Origin of the sequence: Terrabacter sp. Root85 (genome assembly GCF_001429185.1) — a bacterium.
Taxonomy (GTDB): domain Bacteria; phylum Actinomycetota; class Actinomycetes; order Actinomycetales; family Dermatophilaceae; genus Terrabacter.
Map to the genome: position 1 here is coordinate 352,153 of NZ_LMIW01000010.1, position 18,868 is coordinate 371,020.

Below are 18,868 nucleotides of genomic sequence, written 5' to 3' on the forward strand. Positions count from 1 at the left end.
GGGAGGAAGCAGGGGGACCGGACGGGCGCACCACGACGACGTGGTGCGCCCGTTCTCTTGTTCGTGGACGACCTGCACAGCCGTCAGTCGGCGGCGGCAGCCGGGATGAGCAGGCTGAACGTCGCTCCCCCACCGGGTGTCTCGGCGACCTCGAGGCGGCCGCCGTGCGAGCGGACGATCTGGGTCACGAGCGCCAGTCCGAGCCCTACGCGCCGGCCTCCAGACCCGCCGTCACCGCGGGAGAAGCGGCGCGACAGGTTCTCGACATCCGCCGCATCGACACCGTCACCGTGGTCGACGACGTCGACGCGCACCTGACCGTCCTCGACACACGACCGCACCTCGACCTGGGTCCCCTTCTCGGAGTGGGCGATCGCGTTGTCGACGAGCGCCAGCACCGAGCGCCGGAGGCTCGGCCTCACTCCCAGCACGACGCACCCACCAGCAGCGGCCGCCTCGTTGACGAGCGTCACCCCGTGGTCCGCGGCATACGGCATGAGCGACGTGACGACCTCCGAGGCGAGGGCACCCAGGTCGACCCGCTCGGCCACCTCGTCGACGTGCTCGAGCTGCGCCGAGAGCAGCAGGTCGGAGACGACGTCGGCCATGGCCTGCGTGTCGTGGACGAGCTGGTCGACCTCGGCGAGCCGCCGCGCCGCCGCCGAGTCCCCGCCGCCAGCGACCGCAGCGTCCGCGGCGACATGTCGACGCAGCATCTGCGCCCGGGTGCTGATGACGGCCAGAGGAGTGCGCAGCTCGTGCGATGCGTCGGCGACGAACTGGCGCTGCAGCTCCATCGCCTCGCCGAGCGGGCGGACCGCGCGCCGCCCCGCCAACAGCCCGGTCAGCGCAGCCAGGAGCACCCCCACCACTCCGGCCGCCGCGGTCGACACGAGCAACCGCTGCTCCTCCCCGGTGTGCAGGCGGATGTCGTAGACAGCGACGTAGCGCACGCCCTCGCGCTGGTCGACCCACGCCGGCCACGAGCGACCTTCGGCGGCGAGGCTCGTCGCACCCGACACGTCCGGCCCCACGGCAGAGGCCGCGGCGGCCAGCTCGGGAGGCATCGACCGGGTCGCCTCGTGACCGGAGTCGGTCAGTTTGACGAGCCACGTGCCGGGCGGCGCGTCCACGACGTCGTCCGCCGTCCGGGCCGTCGTCTCGGTGCCCCCGCGGATCTCGGCGAGCTGCTGCCGGTCGAAGAGCACGGCCGTGCCGATGATGGCGAGCAGCACGACGAGGGCCGTGGTCGCACCGACGCGCAGAGCCACCGACCGCGATGCCCGTCGCAACGGGTCGCGCTCCCCCACGGCCGCCCGTGAGCGCCTCCCCATCAGGAGGCCCCGAGCCGGTAGCCGACCCCGTGCACGGTCTCGATGACGGACTTCCCGAGCTTGCGGCGCAGGTAGTAGACGTACGTGTCGACGGCGCCAAGCGTGTCGGCGTTGTCGAAGGCCGCGACGAGCAGCTCGTCCCGGGTGAAGACCCGCGTGGGCCGGCGCGCCAGCGTCTCGAGCAGGCGGGCCTCGCGGCCCGACAGCATGACCTCGCCGTCACCGCCGACGAGCCGCTGCTCGGCGACGACGAGCCGTCGCTCACCGACGGCCAGCTCCCCGGCCGCACCACCCATCGGGCGCAGCAGGGCCCGCAGCCGCGCGAGCACCTCGTCGACGTCGAAGGGCTTGACGACGTAGTCCTGCGCCCCCGCGTCGAGACCCTCGACGCGGTCGGCCACGGTCCCACGCGCCGTGAGGAAGAGCACCGGCGCCGTCAGACCCCGCGAGCGCAGGCGCGTCACGAGGTCGACCCCCTCGATGCCCGGCAGCCCGCGGTCGACGACGAGCACGTCCCAGTCGTCGACGAGGCCACGGTGCAGGCCCGCCTGTCCGTCGCGGACGGCCGTGACGGCATACCCCTCCTCGCCGAGCAGCTCGGTGAGCATCTGCGAGAGGTCGGGGTCGTCCTCGACGAGGAGCAGCCGTGGGCGGATCGGCGACGCGGTCATGGCCCGAGCCTCCCTTTCGTGTCTCATAACTTTCTGAGATCGGCTGCCCACCATCGACTGTGTGAGCACCACCATCGCACCACACCGTGGGACCCCGAGCCGGGTCCGTCGAGCCCTGCGTGCCGGCGCGGACTTCCGCCGCTGGCAGGCCCGCACCGGCGACCTCCTCGAGACCCTGGCCATCGCGAGCCTGCTCGCCGTCGTGGCGCAGTTCCTCCTCGGCGGAGGCAGCCACGACCTCGTCGCGGGCACGAGCAGCACCACCCTCATCGCCGTCGGGCGCCTCACCGGCCTCGTCGCGATGGACCTGCTGCTCATCCAGCTGCTCCTCGCCGCCCGCGTGCCGTGGATCGACCGCGTCTACGGGATGGACCGGGCGCTCAAGGCGCACCGCATCCTCGGCCGCGTCACGGTGCCGCTCGTGCTCGTCCACGTCGGCGCCATCGTCATCGGCTACGCGGCGCGCGACGACCTGCACGGCCCGTTCGCTCCGGTCGTCGAGTCGTTCCGGCTCCTCACCGGCGGCAGCGACCTCCTCTTCGCCTTCATCGCCACCGCCCTGCTCGTCGTCATCGCGGTGACGTCGGTCAGCATCGCCCGCCGGCGCCTGTCCTACGAGTGGTGGCACCTCGTGCACCTGACGGCGTATGCCGCCGTCGTCCTCGCGGTGCCGCACGAGCTGTCGATCGGCTCGGACTTCACCGCCTCGCAGTGGGTGCGCACCTACTGGTGGACCCTCTTCGTGATCGTCGCGGCCAGCGTCCTCTGGTGGCGCGTGCTCGTCCCCGTCGCCCGCAGCCTGCGCCACGACCTGCGCGTCACCGACGTCGTCGAGGAGGCCCCCGGCGTCTGGTCCGTGTGGATGAAGGGCCGTCACCTCGACCGGCTCCCGGTCCGCGCGGGGCAGTACCTCAACTGGCGCTTCGTCAGCCCGCGGCTGCTCGCGACCGCCCACCCGTGGTCGATCTCGAGCGCCCCCGACGGCCGCCGCCTGCGCATCACGGTGCGCGAGCTCGGCGACCACTCGAGCCGCCTGGCCCACCTGCGACCCGGCACGCGCGTCCTCTTCGAGGGCCCCTACGGCGCCTTCACCTCCCGCCAGCGCGTCCGCCGTCGCGTCCTGCTCCTCGCCGCCGGCATCGGCGTCACGCCGGTCCGCTCGATCCTCGAGGAGCTCGTGCGCCACGGCCACGCCGGCCCCGGCGACGTCACGGTCGTCTACCGCGCCAACGACGAGTCGCAGCTCGCGCTGCGCGACGAGCTCGAGCACCTGACTGCGGTCGGCGGCCACCAGCTGCTCCTGCTCGTCGGCCCGCCCGTCGGCGGCTCCTGGCTGCCGCCCGACCACTCCGGTGGCCGGCCGGTCCCCGATGCCGAGCGCCTCGCCGAGCTCGTCCCCGACCTGCGCCGGCACGAGGCCTACCTCTGCGGCCCCGGCGGCTGGATGAACCTCGTCCACCGCAGCCTCCTCGAGGGCGGCATCCCCAAGGCCCACATCCACGACGAAAGGTTCTCCTGGTGAGGAAGGCAACGTCTGCCCTCGTCGGCTTGGCCGGCATCGTCACGCTGAGTGCGTCCTGGGCGACCGGGCTCGCACCGAAGCACGCCGCCGTCACGGGCGTCCACATCCTGTCGTCGGCCAAGGCCGGCACGCCCGTCGCCGCTGCGCCGCCGAAGCCGTCCGGCAGCTCGAAGGCCTCCGGCTCCAAGCCGACGGGCGGCTCGAAGACGTCCAGCGGATCGAAGACGTCGGGCGCCGCGCCCAAGGCCACCACTGCGGCACCAGCGTCCGGCACCGTCGACGGCGCCGTCGTCGGGACGCAGTACGGCTCCGTGCAGGTGCGGGTCAGCTTCACGGGCAAGAAGATCACCAACGTCCACGCCCTCCAGCTGACCGACAGCTCGCGCACGTCGGTGTCCATCAGCGCCGGCGCCGCGCCGACCCTGAGGCGCGAGGCGCTGGCGGCGCAGTCGGCGCAGATCGACGTCGTGAGCGGCGCCACCTACACGAGCGAGGCCTACCAGCAGAGCCTCCAGTCGGCGATCGACGCCGCCCACCTGGGCTGACGAGCCCCCACGATCCGCACCCCGAGAGGGTGCCCGCGACGCGGCCCGCCGATCTTCCCCTGTGGTCGGCGGGCCGCACCTTTCCCCGCGTCGGACAGCACCCGGCACACACTCCCGACCGATGGCGTATGCCGGGTGCCGCGGTCCGCGTGCGACGCGGGGTTCGCGAGCCGCTGCGGGTGCGTGCAGATGTCGGTGCATTCGAGGCATCCGGGACCTCGTGCTCTGTCATGATGCGCTCGCACCACCACTTCTCACAGGGGCTCCTCCATGTTCAGACGCCGGCCGTTCGCCGCTGCCCTGACGCTTGCGCTCGTCGCGCCCGTCACGGCCTTCGCCACCTCCCCCGTCGCGTCCGCGGCTCCGACCCCGACGGCGAAGAAGGTCGTGGCCAAGCACCTGCCGCGGCTCTCCCGCACCGGCGGCCACACCCGCGCCCACGACCCGCACACGGTCCTCGTCAAGTTCAAGACGACGGCGTCCAAGGCCAGCCGGGACCTGGCGCTCACGCGTCGAGGAGGACATGCCGGCGCGCAGGTCGGGGGCACGAGCTTCGTCAAGGTCACGACGAACGGTCGCGCCGAGGAGCTCGCGAGCAGGCTCGGCGCCGACCCGTCGGTCGCCGAGGTCACGCTCGACTACGTGCGCTCCGCCGCGGCCACGCCGAACGACCCGGCCTTCGGCTACGACCAGGACTACCTCAAGACCGTCCGCGTGCCGACCGCCTGGGATCGCTCGAAGGGCTCGCTCACCCAGGTCGTCGCCGTCATCGACACCGGCGTCAACGGCAAGCACCCCGACCTCGTCGGCCGCACCGTTGCCGGCTACAACGCCATCAGGAACGTCGGCATCGCCGCCGGTGCCGCGAGCGACGACAACGGCCACGGCTCGATGGTCTCGGGCATCATCGCCGCCGCGACGAACAACGGTGTGGGCATCTCGGGCGTGGCCTGGAACGCCAAGATCATGCCGGTCAAGGTCCTTGACGGCACCGGCAACGGCACCGACTCGGACGTGGCCGAGGGCGTCAACTGGGCCGTCTCCCACGGCGCGAAGATCCTCAACCTCTCGCTCGGCGGAGACGGCGACAACCCGGCACTGCACGACGCCGTGAAGAATGCCGTCGCCAAGGGTGCCGTCGTCATCGTCGCCGCAGGCAACTGGGGTGACGACGTGCCGCAGTACCCCGCGGCCTATCCCGAGGCGATCGCCGTCGGCGCCACCGACTCGACCGGCGCCCTGACGGACTTCAGCAGCTACGGCCCGTGGATCGACGTTGCCGCCCCCGGATGGGGCATCCTGTCGACGCGCCTGGCCGACACGTACTACTTCGGAGACGGCACGTCGTTCTCCGCGCCGATCGTGGCCGGCGTCGCCACCCTGATCCGCACCCAGTCGCCGGCCCTGACGCCGGCGCAGGTGCTCTCGCGGCTCAGGTCCACAGCGCGTGACGCCGGGCCCCGCGGCATCGACCCCTACTACGGTGCCGGCGTCGTCGACGCGACGAACGCGCTCGGCGGCGGCTGGGCCGCCGACTTCGCCCAGCCCGCCCCGTGGATCGGTGAGCCCAACGATGTGCCCGTGCGCGCCAAGACGCTGGACCAGGCCAACTACGGTCTCATCGACGTCGAGGGCGACGTCGACTGGTACCGCTTCACGCCGACGGCCCTGCGGGCGGCGAGCGTCACGGTAGGCCCCTCGTACAACAACGCCGACGACGCCCAGAACCTCGACCCCGTGCTCGCCGTCTACGACAAGAACCTCCGGCTCGTCGGTCAGGTCGACGCCAAGGGACCCGGCGAGAGCGAGACGCTGACGTTCCGACCATCAGGCGACGAGTACTTCTTCACGGTGCGCAACTTCAACGGCAACCGCACCGACGCGTCCTACGTCGTCGGCGTCGACTCCGCCCCCATCGGTGAGTTCGACCCGTCCGTCCTCTTCCCGGTCGCGTCCGTGGCCGGCGGCAACGCGGCACTGGGCGCCACCGCGGTCGGCGACCTCACGGGTGACGGCAGGGTCGACGCCGTGGCCACCGCGGCCGCGCCCGGCACCGGGGCGCAGCTCTACGTCTTCGCCCAGACCAGCTCGGGGACGTTCGGGGCCGCTCGGCCGTACGGGACCGTGGACTCCTCGCTCGCCCACAACGTGGTCGTCGCCGACGTCGACCGTGACGGACGCCGGGACGTCGTCGTCGCGACGGATCTCGGCGTGCAGGTTCTCCTGCAGACGGCAGCCGGCGACCTCGCACCCGCCACCCTCGTGCCTGGTACATCCGGCGTGACCTTCGTCGAGACCGCCGACCTCGACGGCGACGGTCGCACCGACCTCGTCACCTCCTCTCCTGCGGGCGTCACAGCGCTGGTGCAGCAGGTCGACGGGTCGTGGGCCGCCACGGTCGTCTCCGACACTCACGCCACGGAGCTGGAGACCGGTGACCTCGACGGCGACGCACGCCCCGACGTGGCGGCCGTCGCGGCCGACGGCGTCCGCGTGCTGCACAACACGACCACCGGGTGGACGAGCACCACTCCCGTCGCCGTCGCCGGCGCCGTCCACCGCGGCATCGAGGTGGCCGACGTCAACGGCGACTCGCGTGCGGACCTCGTGGTCAGCACCGGCGAGGTCGCACCCTCGTCGCAGATCGTCGTGCTGACGCAGACGAGCACGGGTCAGCTGGCCGACCCCGTCGTACGCAGCACCACCGACTGGCCGACTTCGGTCGAGTCCGGAGACGTCGACGGCAACGGGCGACCTGACGTCATCGCCCTCCACGAGAAGTGGGGCCACGTCACGGTCGAGTTCCAAGGGCAGGACGGCACTCTCGGCGCCACGGGCTACGGGCAGACCGACACGGTCCAGGACTTCGGTCCCGGGGCGCTGGCCGTCGGCGACGTCACCGGCGATGGCAGCCCCGATGCGGTCGTCGCGACCGACAGCGGCCTCCGCCTCGTCCGCAACGGCGGCGCCTCCACGCCGGGGACGACTCAGCTGTGGGTGAGGAGCACGTCGCCCAACGACTTCGGGTCGGGGACGACGCAGACCTACACGCCCACCGTGACGTTCGCCCGCGACGTCGTGCCCTCGAGCGTCACGACGTCGACGGTGCGGATCCTCAACGGCCGCAACGGATCCGCAGTCCCCACCACGGTCAGCTACGACGCCGTGAAGCGCACCGCAACGGTCAGGCCGACGTCGCCGCTCTACGACAACGCCCCCTACCGGCTCACGGTCTCCGGCGTGAAGGACACGTCGGCAACGACGATGACGACGGCATACTCCTCGACGTTCCGCACGGTCGACGTGGCACCGAAGGGCGTCGGGGCGTTCAGGGCGACAGGCGCGCTGCGCGCGGCGACGCTGACCTGGACGGCGCCGGCGGTCAACGACCTCGACCGCTACATCGTCCGGATGGCCACGGGATCCACCCCGCCGGCGAACGTCACGGCCGGCACCGGCGTCTACTCGGGCACGGCGCTGAGCGCGAAGGTCAACCTCGCCCAGGGGACGACGTACAGCTTCCGCATCTGGGCCAAGGACCGCTCGGGCAGGTACAGCCCGGCATCGTCGGTCAAGCTCGTCGGCACCGCGGAGACCATCGGCTCCAGCACGACGTCGCTGACCAAGGGCCGCTTCGTCACGGTGAGCAGCAAGCTGACCCGCCGCGACACCAGTGGTCCGATCTCCGGCGTCCCGGTCCAGCTCTACTGGCGCAAGGTCGGCTCGACGACGTGGAACCTCACGGCCACGCGCACGTCGAGCTCCGTGGGCACGGTCTCCTACGCCCACGCCCCCAGCGCGTCGGTCGACTACATGTGGGTCTACCGCGGGTCGAGCGCCTACGTCGGCTCGAGCAGCGCACTGCGCCGGGTCACCGTCCGCTGACGCGCGGGAGTCCGCCCCGCCCCACTCGAGTGAGCGCCCAGCCCCACTCGAGTGAGCGCCCCGTCCCAGTCGAGTGGCCCCGTTCTCACTGCAGCTGCGTGAGAGCGGGGCCTTTCGACGGTGGGTCAGTGCACGATCGGCCTGGCGGCTCGTGGTCGGCCGGCGCGGTCAGAGCCAGCGGTAGCGGCGCTCCGGGCGACCGGTCGTGCCGTAGCGAAGGGTCACGTCGGCCTGGCCGAACGACACGAAGTGCTCGAGATAGCGACGGGCACTGACCCGCGAGATGCCCACGGCCTCAGCACATTCCGTCGCGGAAAGCGTCTCGCGCGACTCGCGGAGCGCCTTCTCGACGGCCTCCGCCGTCTCGGCGCTGAGGCCCTTCGGCAGCACGGCCACCGGACCGCGGCCGACCGGCTGCGAGGTGAACGCCGCGTCGATCTCCTCCTGCGTCAGGTCGTCGCTCAGGCCGCGGGCCCGCTCGGCGGCATACGTCCGCAGCCGTTGCTCGAGGTCGGCGAAGGCGAAGGGCTTGAGCAGGTAGCCGACGACGCCCTGCCGCACCGCGCCCCGCACCGCGTCGGCCTCCTTGGCCGCGGTGATGACGAGCACGTCGCAGGTGTGCCCGGCCGCGCGCAGGCGGGTGACGACGTCGAGCCCGAACGCGTCGGGGAGGTAGAGGTCGAGGAGCACGAGATCGGGCCGGAGCGACTCGACGAGGGCCACGGCCTCGTCGCCCGTCTGGGCCGTGCCGACGACCTCGAAGCCGTCGATCCGCTCGACGAAGCCACGGTGGATGCGAGCCACCATGAAGTCGTCGTCGACGACGAGCACCGTGGTCATCGCTTCTCCTCCGCGTGCCCGATGGCGGCCTCGACGGTGAGGCGGGCGACGAACTTCGCGCCCGTCGGGGTGTTCTCCACCTCGACCTCGCCGCCCCGACGTTGGCAGATCAGGCGCGTCAGCGCCAGCCCGATGCCACGCTCGCCCGCCCGGGCCGCCTTCGTCGTGTAGCCGTGGGTGAAGACCTCCGTCACGACCTCGGGCGCGATGCCCGGCCCCGAGTCGACGACGCTGACCTCGAGCGAGCTCGCGTCCTGGCGGATCGTCAGCTCGACCCACTTGTCCGGGCCGTCGGACGACGCCGCAGCGTCGATGGCGTTGTCGACGAGGTTGCCGACGACGGCCGCGACGTCGGCCGAGTCGCGCGGGCCGACGCGACCGAGCGACGTGTCGTCGGAGACCCGCAGCTCGACGCGCCGCTCGGTCGCCTGCGCGGCCTTGGCCATGACGAGCGCCGTCACGGCGGTGTCGCGGATGCGCCGCGAGACCGTGAGGTCGAGCTGGGCACGGTGCTCGCTCACGGCGTCGACGTAGCCGACGACCTCGTCGTACTCGCCGAGCTGGATGAGCCCCGAGATCGTGTGCAGCTGGTTGGCGAACTCGTGCGCCTGGGCCCGGAGCAGCTCGGTCGTGCTGCGGAACGAGCCGATCTCGCGCTCGAGGTCGGCGAGCTCGGTGCGGTCGCGCAGGGTCGTCACCGAGCCCAGCGGCCGGCCGTCCTTGCTGACCTCCATGCGGTTCATGACGAGGACCCGGCCGCGGCGCAGGACGACCTGGTCGCGAGGCCTCGTCCGGGCCCTGTCGCCCGCACCGTCGCCCGTGGCGTCATCCGCACCGTCGCCCGTGGCGTCATCCGCCTCGCCACCGTCGTCGGCCCCGACCACGGCATCCGAGGACTCGCTCTCGTCCGTCACCCCCCGGAGCACGTCACGCAGCCGTGGACCGATCGGGAGGTCGTCGAGACGCATCCCCACGGCGTGCTCCGGCAGATCGAGCAGACGCTGGGCGACGTTGTTGACCAAGGTGATCCGCTCGTTCGTGTCGAGCGCCACGACACCCTCGGCGAGTCCGAAGAGCATCGCCTCCCGACTCTCGGCGAGGCCCGTGATCTCGGCCGGCTCGAGCCCGAGCGTCTGCCGCTTGATGCGCCGGGCGAGCAGCCACGAGCCCACGCCTCCGAGCACGAGGGCGATGCCGAGGTAGGTCGGAAGGTACGACGACGCACCTTGGAGGCGGTCGAGGGCGGACGGCATACGCACGGCGACCATGACGGTGCCGAGCTGGGCCCCCACCGGCAGCACAGCGGGGCCAGTCGCGGGCGGGTCGTAGAGAAGTGGGCTCTGCGCGACGAGCATCCGCTCGCCCTGGACGTCCATGACGCCCGTCCAGCTAGCCCCCTCACCGACGGCCGGCGCGCCGAGCGGGATGCGGGTCTTGTCGATCGTCGGGTCCGACGACACCCGGGCGACCTCGTCGGCGTCGGCCAACGTCACCGATGTGACGTCGTACTGGGTCACGACGGACTGGGTGATGGTGGGCAGGACGTTGACGACGCCGCCTGGGCTCATCTCCGCGCGCACGATCGGGGTGCTGGCGACCTGCTCGGCGATAGCCGCGATGCGCCGGCCCTCGGTGCGCGTGAACGTCGACTCCGACTGCGCGAGGGACACCAGTGCGACGGTGACGAGCACACCGAGCAGGATGACCATCTGCACGACGAGCAGCTGCCCGGCGAGGGAGAGGCGACCGAAGCGGCCCGGTCTCTGCGTGACCAAAACGAACTCAACCTTCATTGCTGACACAAGGGCGACACGGCGTCGTGACGCAGGCCACGATCATGCCGTTCCAGCCACAGAACGCGAAAGTAGACCTCAACGATGAGCACTCGTACTCCCGCCCGCAGGTCCGTCCTGCTCGGCGTCACCGTCGGCGTCACCGCCCTGGCCCTCTCGGCCTGCGGCGCCACCGCCAAGAAGGACGACGCCGCCACCGGCGCGGCCGGTGGCTCCCCCGCCAGCAACCTCCAGATCATGGTCCCCAACGCCCCCGGCGGCGGCTACGACACGACCGCCCGCACCGCGGCGAAGGTCATGGAGGCCGCCAAGATCACCAGCGCGATCCAGGTCTTCAACCTCCCGGGCGCCGGCGGCACCGTGGGCCTGCAGCGCACGGTCAACGAGAAGGGCAACGGCAAGCTCGCCATGCAGATGGGGCTCGGCGTCGTCGGCGCGGCCTACACGCAGAAGAGCCAGGCCACGCTCAACGACACCACCCCGATCGCCAAGCTGATCGAGGAGGCCGGCGCGATCGTCGTGCCGAAGGACTCGCCCTACCAGGACGTCAACGCGCTCGTCGCGGCGTGGAAGGCCGACCCGAAGAAGGTCAACGTCGGCGGCGGCTCGTCCCCGGGCGGACCCGACCACCTGCTCCCGATGCAGCTGGCCAAGGCGGTCGGCATCGACCCCAAGACCGTCAGCTACATCGGCTTCGACGGCGGCGGCGAGCTGCTCCCGGCACTCATCGGCAACAAGATCTCCTTCGGTGCCAGCGGCTTCGGCGAGTTCCTCGACCAGGTCAAGGCCGGCCAGGTCAAGGTCCTCGCGGTCACGAGCGAGAAGCGCATCGACGCCCTGCCCGACGTGCCGACCCTCAAGGAGTCCGGCATCGACCTCGTCTTCACCAACTGGCGCGGCATCGTGGCCCCTCCCGGCATCTCCGACGCCGACAAGGCCACGTGGATCGACGCGCTGACGAAGATGCACGCCTCGCAGGGCTGGAAGGACGAGATGGAGAAGCGCGGTTGGACCGACGCCTTCGTCACCGGTGACGCGTTCGGCACCTTCCTCAAGGAGCAGGACGCCTCGGTCGCCGAGATCCTCACCACCCTCGGACTGGCCAGCTGACCATGTCGGACCACACCCCCGACCCCACGCGCGACGCGCCCGCCGGTGCTGTGACCAGCACCGGCGGCACGTCCGCCGTCATGTCCGACGGGGTGGCCGCGCAGGGCCGCGGGGATCGCGCGCAGTACGGCATGTGCGCCTTCCTCGCGGTCCTCGGCGGGCTGCTGCTCTTCGACGCGGCCCGCATCGGCCACGCGACGAGCAGCAACGACCCCGTGGGTCCCCGTCCCGTGCCGATCATCCTCGGCATCCTGCTGCTCGTGACCGCCGTCCTGTATGCCGTCGACGTCTACCGCGGCGGCGTCGGCAGCGCCGAGGAGGGCGAGGACGTCGACCTCTCGACCGGCTCGGACTGGAAGACCCTCGGCCTGCTCGCCGGCTTCTTCGTCCTCAACGCCGTGCTCATCGAGCCGCTCGGCTGGGTCATCAGCGGCACCATCCTCTTCGCCGGCTCGGCCTTCGCCCTCGGCAACCGTCACCACGTGCGCGGTCTGCTCTTCGGCCTGGGCCTCGCGCTCGCCACCTTCTACGCCTTCGCCATCGGGCTCGACGTCAACCTGCCCGCCGGCGTGCTGCAAGGAATCCTCTGATGGACAACTTCGCCAACCTGATCGACGGGTTCGGGCACGTCCTGACCCCGATGAACCTGCTCTTCGCCCTCATCGGCGTCACCATCGGCACCGCCGTCGGCGTCCTCCCCGGCATCGGCCCGGCCATGACCGTCGCGCTGCTCCTGCCCGTCACGTACGGCCTCGAGCCGACCCAGGCCCTCATCATGTTCGCCGGCATCTTCTACGGCGGTATGTACGGCGGCTCGACGACCTCGATCCTGCTCAACACGCCCGGTGAGTCCTCGTCGGTCGTCACGGCCATCGAGGGCAACAAGATGGCCAAGGCCGGCCGGGCCGCGCAGGCGCTCGCGACCGCGGCCATCGGCTCCTTCGTCGCCGGCACGATCGGCACCCTGCTGCTCGCGCTCGTCATGCCGCAGGTCGTGAAGTTCGCGGTCAGCCTCGGCGCCCCTGAGTACTTCGCGATCATGCTGCTGGCCTTCGCCGGTGCGAGCGCGGTGCTCGGCAGCTCACGCATCCGCGGCTTCGCAGCCCTGCTCATCGGCCTCGCCATCGGGCTCATCGGCATCGACAAGGTGACCGGCCAGCAGCGCATGACCTTCGGGACCGCGCAGCTCGCCGACGGCATCGACGTCGTCGTCGTCGCGGTCGGCATCTTCGCCGTCGGCGAGGCGCTCTGGGTCGCGGCCCACCTGCGGCGCAAGGCCGCCGGCGTCATTCCGGTCGGCCGCCCGTGGATGGGACGGGACGACTGGGGCCGCTCGTGGAAGCCGTGGCTGCGCGGCACCGCCTTCGGCTTCCCGTTCGGCGCCCTCCCCGCGGGTGGCGCCGAGATCCCGACCTTCCTGTCCTACATGACCGAGCGCAAGCTCTCGAAGCGACCGGAGGAGTTCGGCAAGGGCGCCATCGAGGGCGTCGCCGGACCCGAGGCCGCCAACAACGCCTCGGCCGCCGGCACCCTGGTCCCGATGCTCGCGCTCGGGCTGCCGACCAACGCGACGGCCGCGATCATGCTCGCCGCGCTGCAGGGCTGGGGCCTCGAGCCGGGGCCGCTGCTCATGGAGAAGCAGCCGGTGCTCGTCTGGACGCTCATCGCGAGCCTCTTCGTCGGCAACACGATGCTGCTGCTGCTCAACCTGCCGCTCGCCCCTGCCTGGGCCAAGCTGCTCCAGATCCCGCGTCCCTACCTCTACGCCGGCATCCTCTTCTTCGCCTCCATGGGGGCGTATGCCGTCAACGCCCAACCGTTCGACCTGCTCCTCCTGCTCGCGCTGGGCATGGTCGGCTTCGCGCTGCGCCGCTTCGGGCTGCCGGTGCTGCCGCTCATCATCGGCGTCATCCTCGGCCCGCTCGCCGAGCTGCAGGGGCGTCGCTCGCTCCAGCTCTCGGGCGGCGACCTCAGCGGTCTCGTCGGCGGCCCCGTCGCCTGGGTCTGCTACGCGATCATCGCGCTCGTCCTGCTGTGGCCGCTCGTCGGCAGGCTGATCGGCCGCGGTCGCGGACGCGGCGGCGACGGTCCCGGCACGGGCGTCGGCCCGAGCGCTCCGGAGACGACGGAGGTCATGGCATGACGATCCTCGTCGGCTACATCCCGACGTCGCAGGGCGAGGCGGCCCTCGCGGCCGCGATCGCCGAGGCGAAGGCGCACGACGAGTCGGTGCTCGTCATCAACATGTCCCGCGACGACAAGCTCGTCGACGCTCACCGCGCCGAGGGCTCGGACCTCGACCGGCTCGACGCCGACCTCGCCGAGTCCGGGGTCACGCACGAGGTGCGTCGCATCGAGCACGGCACCGACCCGGCCGACCAGCTCCTCGAGCTCGTCGACCGGGAGCAGCCCCGGATGCTCGTCATCGGCATCCGGCACCGCAGCGCCGTCGGCAAGCTGCTGCTCGGCTCGACCGCGCAGCGCCTGCTGCTCGACGCCACCTGCCCGGTCCTCGCCGTCAAGGCGAACTGAGCGAGCCGGCATACGCCCCCGTTCGAGGTGATACCGGAGGCCACGGTGCTGCCGGTATCACCTCGACGCGCGCCCGGCCCCTGACGGTTCGAGATGATGGCGGGCGCCCCCTCGGTGCCGTCATCACCTCGAACCGGGGACAGGTCAGGCGGGGGCTCGGGAGACGCCGACGTGGCGGGCGACCTCGGCGAAGCCGGCGCGCTGGTAGAGCCCGATCGCGGGCCCGCCGTCCTCGGCGACGATGACGAGCCGCCCGACGGCCGGGTCCTCGAGCGCCCACTCCCCCGCGGCACGCACGAGCGCCCCGGCGATGCCGCGCCGCCGGTGGCTCTCGAGGGTGACGACGTCCTGGTAGCGGGCGAGGTCGCCGAGCCGCACGATGCCGAGGTTCGCCACGAGCCGGTCGCCGTCGAAGGCCCCGAACCAACCCGCCCGCCCCGACTCGACGAGCCCGCGCTGCGCCGCCGCCCGCCGCCGCTCGAAGACGAGACGCCGGTCGCGCCGGTCCTCGGGGGTGTCGCTCCCGCCGACGTGGGCCGACTGCTCCCAGTCGTCGTCGGACTCGAGCGCCCGGATCCGTATGCCGTCCGGCACCTCCGCTGCCACCGGCACCGACGTCGTGGCGAGGTCGACGTCGACCTCGACGTCCCAGCCCTGGGCGGCCCAGGCCGCGGTGTCGCCGCCGTCGTGCGTGAAGGCGATCGCTCGGTGGTCGGCATCCGGGAGCTCCTCCTCGAAACGTGCGGTCCAGCGCTGGACCTCGTCCGAACGGGCCGCGGAGGGCACGAGCAGGAAGTTGCCCCACCAGAAGGTCGGGTTTGCCTCGGTGCGCACGACGAGGTGGTCGCCGTGTTCGGTCACGGTGGAGCCCTGCAGCCGCAGCAGGTCGAGGTCGGTGGTCAGCCCGGGACTGTCGATGCGCACCCCCCGATCCTTCCACCATCGACAGGCCACGCCGACGAACTTCGGCCCTTCGACGGTGGAGGGGGCAGGCGGGTCAGCCGGCGACGCAGGCGCCGGTGTCGACCTCGGCTCCCGCCGACATGGCCTCGTCGAGCACCGGTTTGGCCTCGGCGAGCGTCAGCGCGTAGCCGGTCGCGTCGTCCTCGAGCGACTTGGCAAAGATGACACCGACGACCCGACCATCGGTGTCGAGCAGGGGCCCGCCGGAGTTGCCCGGCTGCACGGTCGAGGCGAGCGAGTAGATCTCGCGGATGACGCGCTCGCTGCCGTAGATGTCGAGCCCGCGGGCCTCGAGCTGGGCCCGGACGCGGGCGGACACGACCCGGTAGGGGCCGTCGAGCGGAAAGCCGGGGACCGCGGCCGACTCGCCGCGCTTCAGCTCGCCGCCGAGCGGGAGCGCCGGCAGCGCCAGGCCCGGCACGCTGAGCACGGCGAGGTCGCGACGGGAGTCGAAGACGATGACACGCGCCCGGAGCGTCTGGTCGCCGCCCTCGACCCGCACCTCGTCGGCGCCGGCGACGACGTGGGCGTTGGTGACGATGCGGCCCGGGGAGAGCACCCAGCCGGTGCCCTCCTGGCCGCGCTGGCACGACTGGGACTGGGTCGTCACCTTGACGACGGACCGGCCGGCCGCGCGGATCGCCGCCGACTGCGCGACAGCGGGGTCGGGGTCCTGCACCGGCGTGATCGGCTCGGGTGCGAGATCGCCGAACACCTGCGGGAAGCCCTGGCTGGACAGGAAGCCGCGGAAGCTCGCGAAGACCTGGCCGGTCTGCTCGGGGACGACGGAGTTGACGACCTGCAGCACCTTCGAGTCGGCCATCGCCTTGGACAGCGCCGGGTTGCCGGCCGTGCGCAGCGCACCGCCGATGAACCAGATGATGAGGCTGGCGGCGAGCATGACGACGATGCCACCGAGGACCGAGTCGACCTGACGCAGCGAGGTCTGGCCGACGCGGCGCCGGATCCGTGCCCCGAGGAGGCTGCCGAGGTACTGGCCGAGCCACCCGAACGCGACGACACCGAGGATGAGCACGAGCACCCGGGTGCGGTCGTTGTCGGCAACCGACTGCCACCGTGCCAGCATCTCGGGCAGCTGCCACACCGCGAACATCGCGAAGGCGAAGAAGCCGACGAGCGAGAAGACGCTCTGGATCAGCCCCTGCCGGTAGCCGGAGTAGCCGTACGCCAGCAGGAGCAGGACCAGGGCGATGTCGAGCACGACACTGCCGGTCATGACCGCCTCCCTCCGAGGTAGCGCTCGGGGAGCTCGCGCCGGATCTCAGGATCCCACGGCCGGGAGAGTCCGCCGAGCTCGAGGACGCTGCTGACGAGCCCGGCGGTGAAGCCCCACAGGAGCAGGTGGTCGAGGTCGAAGCCCGGTCCGACGTAGCCCGAGGGATGCGTCACCGAGAAGCGGGTGGCCGGGTCGACGAGGTGCGAGACCGGCACCGAGAGCACGTCGTGCACCTCGGCCGGGTCGCGGACCCCGATCGGCGAGGGCTGCGCCCACCAGCCGAGCACCGGCGCGACGACGAACTGGGCCGGCGCGAGGAAGAGCGAGGGCAGCTGGGCGACGACGTCGACCCCCGCCGGGTCGATGCCCGTCTCCTCCTCGGCCTCGCGCAGCGCGGTGGCGACGAGGTCGTCGTCCCCGGGGTCGCGGGAGCCGCCCGGGAAGGCGATCTGGGCCGGCTGGGTGCGCATCGTGTGCGAGCGCTCGATGAGCACGACGTGCTCGCCGTCGTCGTCGGCGCCGGCGGGTGGGGGGCCGAAGAGGATGAGGACCGCCGACTCGCGGCCGCCCTCCTCCGGCGGCAGGAAGCGGGAGAACCACTCGGGCGCGACCTCCTCGAGGCGCACGGCGAGCTCGTCCATCCACGCCGGACGCGGCACGGTCCCCGCCCCGGGCGTCGGGGAGGGCTCGATGGAACCCGACCTGCCGGCATACGCGATCCGGCTGAGCGTGTGGGTCACTTCGGCGCCAGCTCGTACTTCAGGAGCTTCGCCGCCTTGTCGGGGTCGGTCTCGCCGGCGCCGTAGCTGGGGCACCAGCGCGCGACCGGGCACGCCCCGCAGGCCGGCTTCTTCGCGTGGCACGTGCGGCGGCCGTGGAAGATGACGACGTGGCTGAGCATCGTCCAGTCCTTGCGCATGAAGAGCGCGCCGACCTCGTGCTCGACCTTGACCGGGTCCTCCTCCTCGGTCCAGCCGAAGCGGCGTGCGAGGCGGCCGAAGTGGGTGTCGACGGTGATGCCGGGGACGCCGAAGGCGTTGCCGAGCACGACGTTGGCCGTCTTGCGGCCCACACCCGGGAGCGTCACGAGGTCCTTGAGGCGCGGCGGCACCTCGCCGTCGAAACGCTCGACGAGGGCGATCCCGAGCTTGATGAGCGAGTCGGTCTTGGCGCGGTAGAAGCCGGTCGGCTGGATGATCGTCTCGAGCTCGGTGCGGTCGGCGTTCGCGTAGTCAGCGGCCGTCGGGTACTTCGCGAAGACGATCGGCGTCACCTTGTTGACCCCGACGTCGGTGGTCTGCGCCGACAGGATCGTCGCGACGAGCAGCTCGAGGGGCGTGCTGAAGTCGAGCTCACAGTGGGCGTACGGGTAGCGCTCATGGAGGGAGCGGTACATCTTCCGGGCGCGCCGGGTCCGCGCCACAGGGGTCTCGTCGTCGATCACGAGGGCTCGGGGGGACACGGACGACACTGTATGCCGCCGCGCTGTCACCCGCTGTCCGCCTCCGTGGGGCGGTCGGTCGGGTCGCGTTCGTCCAGGGTTTGGTGCGGTTGCGTCCCGGGCGCGTCCAAGGTTGCGCAAGAAGCGAACCCGAGGTGGGTACGTCCTGCGTGCACGGGAGGAGTCCGACATGTCAACGGATACGCGCACCGCAGCACCGACCCCGACCGGAGCCTCCGCGATGGAGGTCCCCGAGGAGCACCACGGGCTCGAGACGACCCTCGACCTGCTGGCCGGGATGGACCTCGCCCACGCGTCCGACGCCGACGTCGTCCGGGCCCTCGAGCTCATGGTCACCCATGCCGAGTTCCCCTGCCTCGGGGCCAAGTCCGTCTTCCGCCGCGGCAGCGTCGCGCACGCCGTCCTCGACGACATGACCGATCCCGACGTCCCCGGCCAGCTGCTCGAGCGCCTCGAGACGTTCGCCCGGGCCATCGAGGGCGAGAGTGGCTTCCACTCCTTCATCGCGACCTTCCGTGGACCCCTGCCGAGCGACGAGTCCGCCTTCGAGTCGGCCCTCTTCGGGCTGCTCCAGCGGCTCCACGACGCCGACGACAGTTCTTGGGCCGACGGGGTGGGCTCGGACCCCAACGACCCGCACTTCGCCTTCTCCGCCGGCGGCACGGCGTACTTCATCGTCGGGCTGCACCCGGCCGCCTCCCGGGTGGCCCGCCGCGCGCCGCTGCCCACGCTCGTCTTCAACCCGCACGCCCAGTTCGAGGAGCTGCGCACCGAGGGCCGCTTCGACGGGATGCGCACGACGATCCGGCGGCGCGACGAGGACCTCCAGGGCTTCGTCAACCCGATGGTCGCCGACCACGGCGACAGCAGCGAGGCCATGCAGTACTCCGGGCGGCATCACCAGGCCGGCTGGGAGCCGCCCCTCGACGTCCACGACGCCGACTAGACGCACGCACGCACGACCCGACGACCCG

16 protein-coding genes are annotated in these 18,868 nt (G+C 71.9%); 8 read left to right on the plus strand and 8 right to left on the minus strand.

Annotation, left to right across the window (positions count from 1 at the left end; all coding sequences use genetic code 11):
* Positions 1-83: 83 nt before the first annotated feature.
* Entirely contained in the window at positions 84-1,271 is a 1,188-nt protein-coding gene (locus ASE25_RS15895) for a sensor histidine kinase KdpD (protein WP_235508708.1), read from the minus strand.
* A gap of 62 nt (positions 1,272-1,333) precedes the next feature.
* A complete protein-coding gene (locus tag ASE25_RS15900; protein WP_056826568.1) occupies positions 1,334-2,005 on the minus strand; it encodes a response regulator transcription factor in 672 nt (223 codons plus the stop codon).
* A gap of 61 nt (positions 2,006-2,066) precedes the next feature.
* On the opposite strand from ASE25_RS15900, the gene ASE25_RS15905 reads away from it, so the two are divergent.
* From ASE25_RS15905 to ASE25_RS15915, 3 genes are all read left to right on the plus strand, one after another.
* Positions 2,067-3,527: a ferric reductase-like transmembrane domain-containing protein gene (locus ASE25_RS15905; protein WP_056774003.1), complete on the plus strand. Its 1,461-nt coding sequence runs from the start codon at positions 2,067-2,069 to the stop codon at positions 3,525-3,527.
* Complete coding sequence (locus ASE25_RS15910) at positions 3,524-4,072, plus strand: FMN-binding protein (RefSeq protein WP_056826570.1); 549 nt, start codon at positions 3,524-3,526, stop codon at positions 4,070-4,072. Before ASE25_RS15905 ends, ASE25_RS15910 begins: the two co-directional genes overlap by 4 nt.
* 270 nt (positions 4,073-4,342) lie before the next feature.
* Entirely contained in the window at positions 4,343-7,957 is a 3,615-nt protein-coding gene (locus ASE25_RS15915; protein ID WP_056826572.1) for a S8 family serine peptidase, read from the plus strand.
* A gap of 168 nt (positions 7,958-8,125) precedes the next feature.
* On the opposite strand, the gene ASE25_RS15920 is transcribed toward ASE25_RS15915, so the two are convergent.
* Entirely contained in the window at positions 8,126-8,797 is a 672-nt protein-coding gene (locus tag ASE25_RS15920; protein WP_056826573.1) for a response regulator, read from the minus strand.
* Positions 8,794-10,572 carry an ATP-binding protein gene (locus ASE25_RS15925; protein ID WP_157623465.1) on the minus strand — a complete coding sequence of 593 codons (1,779 nt, stop codon included), beginning with the start codon at positions 10,570-10,572 and terminating at the stop codon, positions 8,794-8,796. The genes ASE25_RS15920 and ASE25_RS15925 overlap by 4 nt, the downstream gene beginning before the upstream one ends.
* Positions 10,573-10,674: 102 nt before the next feature.
* Between ASE25_RS15925 and ASE25_RS15930 the strand changes: the two genes are divergently transcribed.
* Genes ASE25_RS15930 through ASE25_RS15945 form a run of 4 tightly spaced genes read left to right on the plus strand, consistent with a single transcriptional unit; the run spans position 10,675 to position 14,232 of the window.
* Entirely contained in the window at positions 10,675-11,700 is a 1,026-nt protein-coding gene (locus tag ASE25_RS15930; RefSeq protein ID WP_056774014.1) for a tripartite tricarboxylate transporter substrate binding protein, read from the plus strand.
* Between the two features lie 2 nt (positions 11,701-11,702).
* Positions 11,703-12,290, plus strand: a complete 588-nt coding sequence (locus ASE25_RS15935) for a tripartite tricarboxylate transporter TctB family protein (RefSeq protein ID WP_200959135.1) — start codon at positions 11,703-11,705, stop codon at positions 12,288-12,290.
* Positions 12,290-13,843, plus strand: coding sequence for a tripartite tricarboxylate transporter permease (locus ASE25_RS15940; RefSeq protein ID WP_056826575.1), 1,554 nt, complete (start codon positions 12,290-12,292; stop codon positions 13,841-13,843). The genes ASE25_RS15935 and ASE25_RS15940 overlap by 1 nt, the downstream gene beginning before the upstream one ends.
* Entirely contained in the window at positions 13,840-14,232 is a 393-nt protein-coding gene (locus tag ASE25_RS15945) for a universal stress protein (RefSeq protein WP_056774018.1), read from the plus strand. Before ASE25_RS15940 ends, ASE25_RS15945 begins: the two co-directional genes overlap by 4 nt.
* A 144-nt stretch (positions 14,233-14,376) precedes the next feature.
* On the opposite strand, the gene ASE25_RS15950 is transcribed toward ASE25_RS15945, so the two are convergent.
* The 4 genes from ASE25_RS15950 to nth all read right to left on the minus strand — a co-directional run bounded on the left by ASE25_RS15950 (position 14,377) and on the right by nth (position 17,828).
* Positions 14,377-15,156 carry a GNAT family N-acetyltransferase gene (locus ASE25_RS15950; RefSeq protein WP_056774021.1) on the minus strand — a complete coding sequence of 260 codons (780 nt, stop codon included), beginning with the start codon at positions 15,154-15,156 and terminating at the stop codon, positions 14,377-14,379.
* A 73-nt stretch (positions 15,157-15,229) separates the two neighbouring features.
* Positions 15,230-16,432 carry a MarP family serine protease gene (locus ASE25_RS15955; protein ID WP_056826576.1) on the minus strand — a complete coding sequence of 401 codons (1,203 nt, stop codon included), beginning with the start codon at positions 16,430-16,432 and terminating at the stop codon, positions 15,230-15,232.
* Positions 16,429-17,172 (minus strand): CoA pyrophosphatase, encoded by a 744-nt coding sequence (locus ASE25_RS15960; protein ID WP_056774027.1) that lies wholly within the window; start codon positions 17,170-17,172, stop codon positions 16,429-16,431. Before ASE25_RS15960 ends, ASE25_RS15955 begins: the two co-directional genes overlap by 4 nt.
* The gene (gene nth, locus ASE25_RS15965) at positions 17,169-17,828 is read right to left on the minus strand and encodes an endonuclease III (RefSeq protein WP_235508717.1); all 660 of its coding nucleotides are present in this window, start codon (positions 17,826-17,828) and stop codon (positions 17,169-17,171) included. The genes ASE25_RS15960 and nth overlap by 4 nt, the downstream gene beginning before the upstream one ends.
* Positions 17,829-18,063: 235 nt before the next feature.
* On the opposite strand from nth, the gene gntA reads away from it, so the two are divergent.
* Positions 18,064-18,840, plus strand: a complete 777-nt coding sequence (gntA, locus tag ASE25_RS15970; RefSeq protein WP_082622915.1) for a guanitoxin biosynthesis heme-dependent pre-guanitoxin N-hydroxylase GntA — start codon at positions 18,064-18,066, stop codon at positions 18,838-18,840.
* Positions 18,841-18,868 lie beyond the last annotated feature (28 nt).

Coding starts and splice junctions, on each gene's coding strand:
- ASE25_RS15900 (WP_056826568.1), bottom strand. CDS start 2,005: ATGACCGCGTCGCCGATCCGCCCACGGCTGCTCCTCGTCGAGGACGAC.
- ASE25_RS15915 (WP_056826572.1), top strand. CDS start 4,343: ATGTTCAGACGCCGGCCGTTCGCCGCTGCCCTGACGCTTGCGCTCGTC.
- ASE25_RS15920 (WP_056826573.1), bottom strand. CDS start 8,797: ATGACCACGGTGCTCGTCGTCGACGACGACTTCATGGTGGCTCGCATC.
- ASE25_RS15930 (WP_056774014.1), top strand. CDS start 10,675: ATGAGCACTCGTACTCCCGCCCGCAGGTCCGTCCTGCTCGGCGTCACC.
- ASE25_RS15935 (WP_200959135.1), top strand. CDS start 11,703: ATGTCGGACCACACCCCCGACCCCACGCGCGACGCGCCCGCCGGTGCT.
- ASE25_RS15940 (WP_056826575.1), top strand. CDS start 12,290: ATGGACAACTTCGCCAACCTGATCGACGGGTTCGGGCACGTCCTGACC.
- ASE25_RS15945 (WP_056774018.1), top strand. CDS start 13,840: ATGACGATCCTCGTCGGCTACATCCCGACGTCGCAGGGCGAGGCGGCC.
- ASE25_RS15955 (WP_056826576.1), bottom strand. CDS start 16,432: ATGACCGGCAGTGTCGTGCTCGACATCGCCCTGGTCCTGCTCCTGCTG.
- nth (WP_235508717.1), bottom strand. CDS start 17,828: ATGTACCGCTCCCTCCATGAGCGCTACCCGTACGCCCACTGTGAGCTC.
- gntA (WP_082622915.1), top strand. CDS start 18,064: ATGTCAACGGATACGCGCACCGCAGCACCGACCCCGACCGGAGCCTCC.